The sequence below is a fragment of the Synechococcus sp. Cruz CV12-2-Slac-r genome (assembly GCF_024346075.1).
GTDB lineage: Bacteria > Cyanobacteriota > Cyanobacteriia > PCC-6307 > Cyanobiaceae > Synechococcus_D.
Genome location: NZ_JAGQEK010000052.1, coordinates 1 through 10681, shown reverse-complemented (window position 1 = coordinate 10681; position 10681 = coordinate 1). Strand labels below are relative to the sequence as shown.

Sequence of the window (10681 nt, the reverse complement as noted above, 5' to 3'; positions counted from 1 at the left end):
CCCGGACAGCTTTGTCTAAATTTGTTTACTTAGCTGCTTAATGATACATGGATTTTATTTCATGGTTATTTAACTTGAAAAGATATTAGGTTATTAGAATATTAGACTGTTTAGATATTAAATTATTTATTTCCACTTTGAGCTTAGGTTAGGATTTAGAAAAGCGAATTTGCGGTCACCAGCTGGTTTTGGTAAAATCACAGGGCTTTAGGTTAAAAAAAATGCTTAACGACAGTTGTAGTCATAAACCAAAACTTCTTGCTACTGGTATCGCCCCATTAGGAATTATCGCAATTGGGATCGTGCCAATGGGCATAATTGCAATTGGTGTGGTACCTATGGGCGTGTTGTCAGTTGGAGCAGTGGGCATGGGTTTGATCAGTGTTGCTGTTGTGAATATGGGGGTATTAACCGCTGGAATTACCACAATGGGGGTTGCTTGGGCTGGAATGGTAGGTATGGGGCCAATTCGTATTGATCCATCTCGCTGGAGCATTGCACAGGTAAAAACTGAATCAACTATGTTTTCAACAAAGGAATTAGCTCAAAAAAAGGCTATTCAAATGGGTTGTTCTGGTGCCCATGCAATGGGGGCTGAATGGATGCCTTGCGCTTCTATGGATGAATATGTGAAGGCATATGCAAAGAGCAATCACATTCATTAATTACCTGTTTTTATGAAACCAAATTAATTAATTTACCTGGCACAACAATAATTCTTTTAGGTTCAGCCCCCTCGAGCCATTTCTTGGAAGCATCACTTTCAAGCGCTAATTTCTTTAACGTATCTGCATCTATATCTGGTGCTACATGCAGATTATCTCTTACTTTTCCGTTTATCTGAAGAATTATTGTGATAGTATCTGTAATTAATGCCTTTTCGTCTTCGATTGGCCATTTCTGCTGATGAACACTATCTACTCCACCTAATTGCATCCATAATTCATCTGCCAAATGGGGTGCAAATGGAGCAAGTAAGATAAGTAATGCTGCAATAGCCTCCCCTGCAACATTCTCATTGGCTTCTTCAAGATGAGTTGTGAGCGTATTACAGAGTTTCATTAATTCTGAAATTGCTGTATTAAATTGCAATTCCTCACCACTCAAATCCTCACTGATTGCCTTGATTGCTGTGTGCACAGCGCGTCTAATATCTTTGTTTTTTGCATTTAGTTCGCCAAATGCATTGTTCAAATTTAATTGAATCCTTGAATTTCGATCTTTTGCGCTCTGGCATAATCGCCAAATGCGTTGTAGAAAACGAAATTGCCCCTCAACATCTGCATCATCCCACTCCAAGTCCTTCTCTGGAGGTGCTTTAAATAGAATAAACATTCTCGCTGTATCTGCTCCATACTTATCAATTACCACACCAGGATCAACACCGTTATATTTAGATTTAGACATTTTCTCGTAGTAAACATCTAATAGCGTTCCATCGCCTGGATCTAATGGGTTTGATATATCCAATACCTCTGTTGGGGCAATATACTTTTCAGTTTTTGGATTTCTAAAGGTAATAGCTTGCACCATGCCCTGAGTTAGCAAATGCTTAAATGGCTCATTAAAGGAAATTAGATCTTTTTTTGCTAATGCTTTTGTGAAAAATCGTGAATAAAGTAGATGCAAAATTGCGTGCTCTACGCCTCCTACATATTGATCAACAGGTAGCCATTTTGATGCGGTTTGTTTCGCAAAAGGAAGATCTTGGTTTTCTGTATCTGTATATCGTAAATAATACCAACTTGAACACATAAATGTGTCCATGGTATCTGTTTCGGGTTTTGCGTCTCTACCACAGGTAGGGCAAGGAATGCTTGCTACAGGCTCACCTCGTTTAGGGAGTTTAACGGGTAATTTCTCAACTGGAACTGGAACTACACCACAGATATTACAATGAACTACGGGTATTGGGCAGCCCCAATAGCGTTGCCGTGAAATTAGCCAATCTCGTAATCGATATGTTGTTTTACCTATTCCAAAACCTTCTTCTTCTGCTTTGCTAATGATCGCTTGCTTAGCCTGCTCCCCTTCAAGACCGTTGAAATTTTCAGAATTTTCAAGTATCCCTAATTCAGTGAAGGCTTGATTGGGATCGTGATTAGCATCATTTCCCGCTTTTAATATCACATTTTGTATGGCTAAGTTGTATTTTTTGGCAAAGCTATAATCCCTCTTGTCATGGGCTGGCACTCCCATAACCGCTCCTGTTCCGTAATCTGGCAACACGTAATCTGCTATCCACACCGGAATTATTTTCCCTGTTAGTGGATGTATAACTGTTCCCCCAAGTGCTACGCCATTTTTATCTTGATCCTCCGCCATTCGTTCTAATTCACTTTTAGCAGCAACCTCTTCTTGAAAGCTTTTTACTGATTCTTGCTGTTGCTTAGTTGTTAGTTTTGCCACTAGAGGGTGTTCAGGAGCAAGAACCACATAGGTAACACCATAAATTGTATCTGGTCTTGTTGTAAATACATCTAAATTTAAATCTGGTTCATTTAAATCTCTTTCCGCTTGCTCCAATTTAAAACTGAATTGTGCGCCCCTGCTTCGGCCGATCCAATTTGCTTGCATTGTGCATACCCTTTCTGGCCAACCATTCAGGCCATCTAGATCAGTTAAAAGATCATCTGCAAAATCTGTAATTCTTAAGAACCATTGCTTTAATTTTCGCTTCTCAACTAGTGCTCCCGATCGCCAGGATCTCCCTTCACTATTAACCTGTTCATTTGCTAATACTGTTTTGTCAATTGGATCCCAATTAACATTTGCTTCTTTCTGATAAGCAAGACCGGCAGCAAAGAATTGTAAAAATAACCATTGGGTCCATTTATAGAATGAAGGATTGCATGTGCTGATTTCTCGTTCCCAATCAATCGATAGGCCTAATTTCTTTAATTGAACCCGCATTTGTTCAATATTTTGTATTGTCCAATCCGCCGGATCTACACCCCTTTCGTTAGCTGCATTTTCCGCTGGAAGTCCGAAGGCATCCCACCCCATTGGATGAAGAACTTTCTTACCTTTCAGCCGTTGTTGCCGGGCGATAACGTCTGTTATTACATAATTTCGCACGTGTCCCATGTGCAAATTCCCAGATGGGTAGGGAAACATAGATAAGGCGAAGAAATTTTCACTCCTTTTTGCACTTGGCTCGGGCGTGCGATTTAGCCCGAGCTGCTCCCACCGTTTTTGCCATTCTGGCTCCAATTCACTGGGGTTATATCGATTTTCGGAGCTTTGCTTATCAAAACGAGTCATGCGTTCAGTTTGTTTGAGGAAGGCAAGGCCGCGAACTAGGAATTGTGCCCTGCTCCAGGCCATCATTTTGGTTAATTGCCGTGATCCGCACCACATGGTTGCGGCTGAGCAATTCTGGTAACTCCTTGCCTTCAGCTATCAAGGCTAAAAACTCCGGATCTTGCCATTGCAAATACCCCTCCAGGGCTGAACCATCTGGCAACTGAATACGGAGCTCCTGCTTTTCGCGGATCCATTGCTGCAGCAGCCGCACACCTGGCAGGTTTGTATTCATTTCCAGCAGTGGGCTAGAGGCCATACCATCAAGACAGCTTCAGTGCCGGAATGCAGTTTCGCAAGTATCAGGGCTTAGGCAATGATTTTATTTTGATTGACGCCCGCAAAACTGAATCACCCCCGATACATCCAGATCAGGCACGCTTGTTGTGCGATCGCCGCTTCGGTGTTGGCGCTGATGGGTTGATCCTTGCTCTACCTCCACAGGGACTGGGTGATGTGCGGATGCGAATAATTAATGCAGACGGTTCTGAGGCTGAAATGTGCGGTAATGGGGTCCGCTGTTTTGCTCGTTTTCTAGCCGACCTCGATGGCGCCACTCCATCCGGTTCATGGCGGGTGGAAACACCTGCAGGAATCATCGTTCCGCAGCTTCTAGCCGATCAACAGGTTTCGGTAGACATGGGGGAACCATTTCTATCCCCCTCGGCCATTCCCACGAGCATTGATGCTGGTGAATTGCTGCCAGAAGCCTGGTTGGAGGTGGCAGGTGAGCAGCTGCTTGTGGCTGCTGTTGGCATGGGCAATCCCCATGCAGTGGTTCAGGTTGATGACCTTGATCTAATTGCTTTTACAGAATTGGGTAGTGAGTTGGAAATACATCCTGCTTTTCCCGCCCGCACGAATGTGCATTTCGTTCAGGTGATTTCGCCAAACCAGCTGCGAATGAAGGTATGGGAACGCGGAGCTGGCGCAACTCTTGCCTGTGGTACTGGAGCGTGTGCCGTTTTGGTTGCAAGCCATTTGCGTGGCGCTTGCGCTCGTGAAGCAGATATTGAGCTGCCTGGGGGCTCCCTTCATATTCGCTGGGACGAGGCCAACCATCTGCAAATGATTGGCCCTGCTGAATTTGTTTTTAGTGGTTACTGTTATTTAGAGGAAAATACAGAATTGCAATTCACTAAATCTATTGATTGCTCAACTGATTGCAGCCAGGGCTGCTTAGATCCTGAAAATTGCCCGAGCGCCAGCGCTCGCGCAAACGCAATGGCAGTGTTGGATAAATTTTCACTAAATCAATTGGTAGATCTAGCCAATGAGTCTATTGAGCAACGCACAATCAAACGTATCAAAGGTGGTTGATTCATTGCTTTATTTAGACGCCTGCGCTGCGGCCCCGCCCCATCCACTGGTGTTGGCAGCTATGGCTGAACATCACGCTGATTGCTGGGCGAATCCATCTAGCCTTCACAGTGCTGGCCTTATGGCCGCCGATCTTTTAGAACGAAGCCGCCTTGAGTTGGCTGCCCTAGTTGGGCTTAAGAAAGGGGAAGTTATTTTTACTTCCGGTGGCACCGAAGCAAATAATCTTGCTCTCTTTGGGGTGTGCAGGCGATTAACTCCTGGCAGATTGCTGCTTTCACCCCTTGAGCATCAATCTGTAAAAGCCCCTGCCGCTCAACTTCGATTAGAAGGCTGGCAAATTGAATTGTTACCCGTTGATCAGCAGGGGCTTGTGAAGCTGGAGGAGCTGGAGAAATTACTTGAGCCTCCCACCCGTTTGCTTAGCCTCGTTTGGGGTAGCGCTGAAGTGGGAACGCTTCAACCAATGGCGGCTGTAGCAGCACTCTGCAAGGCGAAGGGTGTTTTGCTCCATAGCGATGCGGTTCAGGTGGCAGGGGAGGTTTTAGTGGATTTAGAAGCAATTCCAGTTGATTTACTTTCTGTATCCGCCCATAAATTCCAGGGTCCGCGGGGGGTTGGGGCTCTGTTGCTCGCTGATGGCATCGAGCTACAGCCGCAGATACGTGGTGGTGCTCAGGAGGGGGGGCATCGATCCGGCACTGAGCCGGTGATCTTGGCTGCTGGCATGGTGAAGGCTCTTGAATTGAGGCAAACATGCCAGCCCCATCCAGCTGAGCAGTTGGCCCAGTTGCGGGATCGCTTAATGGAGCAGTTGCTGGCATTAATTGGCGTGCGCCTCAGCGGACCATCCAATCCCAAGCAAAGGCTTCCCCATCACCTAAGCCTGCTTTTGAGTAGCCCAGAAGGCGTTCCCCTTTCTGGCAGATCGATGGTGCGAGCAATGGCCCGTGGAGGCGTTGCCTGCAGCAGTGGTTCCGCCTGTAGTAGTGGTAAAGAATTAGCCAACTCAAATTTGTTAGCCCTTGGCTTGAGTGATGCAGAAGCAGCCAGTGGCTTGCGCTTCAGCTTTGGACCATGGCTTGAGCCCTCTGATCTAGATGAAATACCAGCTTTATTTGAGCGCTGTTTGGCTGAACTATCGCTGGAAAAATTGCAATGAACTTGCCTAGCGATCTTTTTAGCGCCGAAACTCAGCTGCTAGCAGCGCTATTGGCAGCCATAAAAGCAGAACCAAAGGGTCGTTGGAGTGCTGAATTGCGCTTTGAAGGGCTGCGAATTCTGCCAGTTGCATTGCGGCTTCTGGCAGAAATAAAAAACGCATCGTTTGCTTGCTCATTGGTATTTCCTGATGCCGGCGCCAGTGCCCTAGCTAAGCGAGATGCACCAAATATCGCGAGCAGCTGTTCGAACCTCAATGATTGGCTGAATTTGCAGGAAGCAAACCAAAGCAACAGCGCAGATTTATTGATTTTTGTGGCTCCACTCCCTCCTGATTACAGCGCTGTGGAAAGTATTTGCCAGAACCACGGCGGTCCGTTGCTTTTACTGAACGGCAGATTGGAGGATGCTGCCGTTGGTATTGGCAGCGTGGCGCGGGCTCGCAGAAAGGGTTTTCTCGCAACCTGGCAAAACGCTTACAGCCTTCAACCGTTGTTAGAGGCGGCTCTGCTGCATGCATATCCAGATCAGTGGTTGCTCTTCAAACAAGGCGATAGCGGTTTTGTGCCAGTAGCTGCCTTTGATAAAAAACCAGCCCCTGAAGAATTAGACGAAGCCCTTAGTAATCCTTTGGGCCAGGGATTAAGGGCGCTTGATCGATTTTTGAATGAGTTGAGCTAACTCCACCTAAGCTCTGGAAACCGTTTTTAACACCATGGCAGAGAAGCCAAGCAATTTTTTGAAGCGTTTAAACCCAATAGATCTTGGCGCTGCAGCTGCAGTATTGCTAGCCGCCGTGGGTGTTATTTGGAGCCCCAAACTTGCTGGCAGCGTTGCTAGGGCAACCGGAGGCATGAAATCCGTGCTCGTAACTGTTGATGTGAAGGGTATTCCTTCCGAAAACCCCAATGCCTTGTTAAACAAAATCAGAGCTGACGCTAAAACGAGCCTCGTGATTCGTAATCAACCCCACGGAAGCGTAGATATCAAGCAAGTAACAGCAATAAACAAAAGAGTTGTAGTGGTGCTCCCCAGCGGCGTTGTTACAACTGCTCCAGATCCGAATGCAAGTGGTTTTTCCACACTTGATGCTCGTTTTGTGCTCCGAGGCGATGGCCAGGTAAGTAAAGCCGGCGTTGTATTAGGTAATCAAGCTTTAAAAATTGGCTCACCTGTTGAATTAGATGGCGCCACCTATCGAATTAATGGAGTAGTTAGCAATGTTCAAATTATTAACCCCTGATATGTTTAATTTAGTTAAAGCCTTGTGGGTAACTGGTTTACTTGCAAGTTGTAATTTAGGCGCTCAATTTAGTTCTGTTAGAGCCCAGCAGCTTGAGCCGCCACCCCTGCCGCTGCTAAGCCCCATGGGGTTACCCATGCTGCAAGCCCAGGTGATGTGCCCTCAATTGCAAAGGGGGGTGCAACAAGTTGTTGGGGCAGAGGCTGCTGTGTGGAGCATCAGTGTGGCCGATCCCAGCGGTCGATTACTTGCCGATATAAACGGTGATCGACCTCGCATACCCGCCTCAAATCAAAAACTTTTAAGCACCGCTATTGCCTTGGATCGGCTGGGGCCAGATCACCGCCTTAACACCGAGCTTTGGCAGTTACCAGATGGCACTTTCCGGCTATTGGGCAGTGGCGACCCCAGCCTTGGCTTCCTGCAACTAAAACGTTTCGCCAAGTTGGCCTCAGGTTCTGGCGGCAGCAGTAACTCTGGCAGCGGCCTTGTGCGCCTTCAGCTGGAGGAAGAACCCGTCAGTAGATGGTGGCCCCAGGGTTGGTCGCTGGCAGATCGCAACTACGACTACGGAGCTCCGATCACGCGGCTCGCGCTTACCTCAAATGCTGTTGATATGTCGGTGCAGAACCCCCCTGCCCGCATGGAGCGCCTGCTCAGCCAGGAAATTGGCCGTAATGGCCGCACCGCAATGATTAGTTCAATTCCAGCCGGTAGTACAAAACCAGCAGACAGCATTTTGCTGCTAAGCGAATCATCGAAATCGATGCATCACTTACTCAGCTTGGCCAATAGTGAAAGCCACAACTTCACAGCAGAGGTGCTGCTTCGCGAAGGCACCGGCAGCTGGAACTTGCCAATCACCCAGCGACGCACCTTGGAGTGGCTGCAGCAGCAAGGTTTGCCCATCCAGGGGGTGGCAATTCAGGATGGTTCCGGACTCGATCGGGGCAACCGCGTTACCAGCAGGTTGTTAACCGCACTGTTGCTACGCATGGCCCAACATCCCTACGCCAAAAACTACCTTGCGAGCATGGCCGTTAGTGGCCAGAAAGGCACTCTGGCTTCTTATTTTCGAGGTACCGAATTGGAGGGCAGGTTTAGCGGTAAAACAGGCACGATCAGCGGCGTAAAAGCAATTTCTGGTGTGCTGAGCACAGCAGACGGACCTGTTTATGTGAGCATGATTTCAAATGGGTCTGCTGCCCCGGTTGCTGTGATGGGAAGGGTTTTGAAGTTGGGCCTGGGGGCAGGCCATTGCCGCCAGTTGGTTTTTTAAGCAGAACGGCGGCCAATTTTGCGAGCGTTGCTGCGATTTATTGATACTGAATTCCCCTGATCTGGCGGAACCTCAAGATCACTGCTTTGCAGCCTTACAAGCTCGCGTCTGCCAGCGATAACAACTTTGCCCATCTCCTGCAAGCGACTATCTAGTTCGCCAAGCACCTGCTCGGCATAGCGATTAGCACCTTGCTGCACAGTGGCCGCTTCTTGACGACTGCGCAAAAGCAAAGCTTCAGCTTGTTGCTGCGTAGTTTGGCGGAAATTAAGTGCTTCTTTTTGCAGCCGCTCTGCTTCTGCTTGGCTTTCTTGCTGAAGCCTTGTGGCCTCTTGGCGGATTTGCTCTAGTTCTTGGAGTGATTGCTGGCGGTTTCGTTCATGGGCTTCAGCCGAACTGCGTTTCATTTGTTGGTGTTCCTGCTCTAACTGTTGGAAACGCGCACCAGCCTCCTGTTCCAACTGCTGACGTCTTCCTGCAAATTGCTGGTCCATCTGGGCCACTCTTGCTTGATGTTCCTGTTCGGTGGCAGCAACTTGCCGCCTTGCTTGTACGAGCAGTTGCTCTCCTTGTTGCCTGGCCTGTTCGCGCACTTCGGCTCCTTGGCGCTCCGCCTCTTGTCGAACGCTGGCACCGTTAATCAAGGCATCCCTCTCCCTACGGGCTTGGCTAATAATTTCTTCAGCCTGCTGGCGTGCCTGCGCTAGGTAAGCCTCTTTTTGACGCATCAGTTCAACGGCCTGATCCACCTCCCTAGGCAGTGATTGGCGAACCGCATCAAGTATTTCAACAGCGTCTTGCTCGTTAACCAGGCGACCACCGGAGAAGGGAACCCGCGTTCCCTCCAGCACAATTTCTTCTAGCTGATCAAGCTGATCGAGTACTTCCAATCGAGCCTGGGCCATCTGCTTCTCGCAATATCACTCCTGTTGATTAAACAGCTCGATCAGATCGCTCGCCACCATTTCGGGCACCATATGTGCCACATCACCGCCAAAACGGGCCACTTCCTTAACAACACTGCTACTTAAAAAGCTGTGGCTTACAGCTGTAGCCATAAAAAGTGTGTCTACAGCAGGGGAGAGGCTGGCGTTTGTATGGGCCAATTGCAACTCAAATTCAAAATCGCTCAGGGCTCTCAAACCGCGCAGGATTACGCGTGCCTGCTCTTGCAAAGCGAAGTTAACGGTTAAGCCAGAAAAACTTGTGATCCGCACCTGGGGAAGATGGCTTGTAGCAATACTTAGTTGTTGCAAACGTTTTTCAAGGCTAAAAGTGGGCTGCTTGTTTGGGTTTTGCAGCACTGCCACCACCACTTCATCAAAAAGGGCGCTGGCCCTTTGAATTAAATCGAGGTGCCCAAGGGTAACTGGATCGAAACTACCTGGATAAACGGCCCGCATGCTTATGGGGTTGCTCTCCCTAGAGTGACGCAACGCGCTCCAGGGGTTTCCATCACAGGGCTGAAGGCGGGCCACCAGCCACTCATTCAGGATCCAGCTCGATTGGAGGCTTTGCTTAAGGCTCTGCCAGTAGAACCAGGCTGTTACTTAATGCGTGATGCTGAAGATCGCATCCTTTACATAGGTAAATCAAAAAGTTTGCGCAGCCGAGTGCGTAGCTATTTCCGTGATGGACCATCCGATCGCCCAAGAATCAACTTAATGGTTCGCCAAGTGGTGGAGATTGAATTCATCGTTACCGATAGTGAAGCTGAGGCGTTAGTTCTTGAATCAAATCTAATAAAAAACCATCAGCCTCATTTTAATGTTCTTTTAAAGGACGATAAAAAATACCCATATTTGTGCATCACGTGGAGCGAAGATTATCCGCGTATATTCATTACAAGGCAACGAAGATTCCGCCGCGCGAGTGATCGTTTTTATGGGCCATATGTTGATGTTGGTTTGTTGCGGCGCACCCTAGCAATCGTTAAGCGAGTATTTCCACTGCGGCAACGGCCTCAACCCTTGCATCGAGATAGAACCTGCCTCAACTATGACATCGGCAGATGCCCTGGAGTTTGCCAGGAAAAAATTTCTGCAGAAAATTACAAAATAATAATCCAAAAAGTTGCAATGGTATTTCAAGGCCGGAATGATGAACTGCTTGATTTATTACAACAGCAAATGATTCGCTATGCCGAACGTCTTGATTTTGAAGCAGCCGCACTGGCTCGCGATCAATTAAAAGGATTAGAGTTACTTACATCAGAACAGAAAGTTGCCTTACCAGATTCTGATATCAGTAGAGATGTGATTGCATTAGCAAGTGATGATCGTGTAGCTGCAGTTCAATTATTTCAAGTTAGAGCAGGTAAATTAGTTGGGCGCCTTGGCTATACAGCTGATGCCGAAGCGGCATCCCCCGGCGCG

At 47.8% G+C, this 10681-nt stretch carries 11 protein-coding genes; 7 read left to right on the top strand and 4 right to left on the bottom strand.

Going from position 1 to position 10681, the window contains the following annotated elements:
• Window positions 1–221: 221 nt before the first annotated feature.
• On the top strand, window positions 222–665 hold the full coding sequence (locus KB557_RS05895; RefSeq protein ID WP_255132246.1) for a hypothetical protein: 444 nt from the start codon (window positions 222–224) through the stop codon (window positions 663–665).
• A gap of 10 nt (window positions 666–675) precedes the next feature.
• On the opposite strand, the gene leuS is transcribed toward KB557_RS05895, so the two are convergent.
• Window positions 676–3264, bottom strand: coding sequence for a leucine--tRNA ligase (leuS, locus tag KB557_RS05890; RefSeq protein WP_255132244.1), 2589 nt, complete (start codon window positions 3262–3264; stop codon window positions 676–678).
• Window positions 3265–3268: 4 nt separating this feature from the next.
• Complete coding sequence (locus KB557_RS05885; RefSeq protein WP_255132242.1) at window positions 3269–3562, bottom strand: Hfq-related RNA-binding protein; 294 nt, start codon at window positions 3560–3562, stop codon at window positions 3269–3271.
• 26 nt (window positions 3563–3588) lie between these two features.
• Here KB557_RS05885 and dapF point away from each other — a divergent pair, with 26 nt between their 5' ends.
• Genes dapF through KB557_RS05860 form a run of 5 tightly spaced genes read left to right on the top strand, consistent with a single transcriptional unit; the run spans window position 3589 to window position 8306 of the window.
• Entirely contained in the window at window positions 3589–4623 is a 1035-nt protein-coding gene (gene dapF, locus KB557_RS05880) for a diaminopimelate epimerase (RefSeq protein WP_255132239.1), read from the top strand.
• Window positions 4616–5785, top strand: a complete 1170-nt coding sequence (locus KB557_RS05875) for an aminotransferase class V-fold PLP-dependent enzyme (protein WP_255132237.1) — start codon at window positions 4616–4618, stop codon at window positions 5783–5785. The genes dapF and KB557_RS05875 overlap by 8 nt, the downstream gene beginning before the upstream one ends.
• A complete protein-coding gene (locus KB557_RS05870) occupies window positions 5782–6465 on the top strand; it encodes a DUF1995 family protein (protein WP_255132235.1) in 684 nt (227 codons plus the stop codon). Before KB557_RS05875 ends, KB557_RS05870 begins: the two co-directional genes overlap by 4 nt.
• A 34-nt stretch (window positions 6466–6499) precedes the next feature.
• Window positions 6500–7027: a DUF4330 domain-containing protein gene (locus KB557_RS05865; protein ID WP_255132233.1), complete on the top strand. Its 528-nt coding sequence runs from the start codon at window positions 6500–6502 to the stop codon at window positions 7025–7027.
• Window positions 7005–8306 carry a D-alanyl-D-alanine carboxypeptidase/D-alanyl-D-alanine-endopeptidase gene (locus KB557_RS05860; protein WP_255132231.1) on the top strand — a complete coding sequence of 434 codons (1302 nt, stop codon included), beginning with the start codon at window positions 7005–7007 and terminating at the stop codon, window positions 8304–8306. The genes KB557_RS05865 and KB557_RS05860 overlap by 23 nt, the downstream gene beginning before the upstream one ends.
• Here KB557_RS05860 and KB557_RS05855 read toward each other — a convergent pair.
• Both KB557_RS05855 and coaD read right to left on the bottom strand, forming a co-directional pair.
• Window positions 8303–9211 carry a hypothetical protein gene (locus KB557_RS05855; protein WP_255132229.1) on the bottom strand — a complete coding sequence of 303 codons (909 nt, stop codon included), beginning with the start codon at window positions 9209–9211 and terminating at the stop codon, window positions 8303–8305. The genes KB557_RS05860 and KB557_RS05855 overlap by 4 nt on opposite strands.
• A gap of 15 nt (window positions 9212–9226) precedes the next feature.
• The gene (coaD, locus tag KB557_RS05850) at window positions 9227–9709 is read right to left on the bottom strand and encodes a pantetheine-phosphate adenylyltransferase (RefSeq protein WP_255132227.1); all 483 of its coding nucleotides are present in this window, start codon (window positions 9707–9709) and stop codon (window positions 9227–9229) included.
• 60 nt (window positions 9710–9769) lie between these two features.
• Between coaD and uvrC the strand changes: the two genes are divergently transcribed.
• Window positions 9770–10681 (top strand): excinuclease ABC subunit UvrC (gene uvrC / locus KB557_RS05845; protein WP_261354989.1); only part of this gene is annotated, 912 nt, incomplete at its 3' end.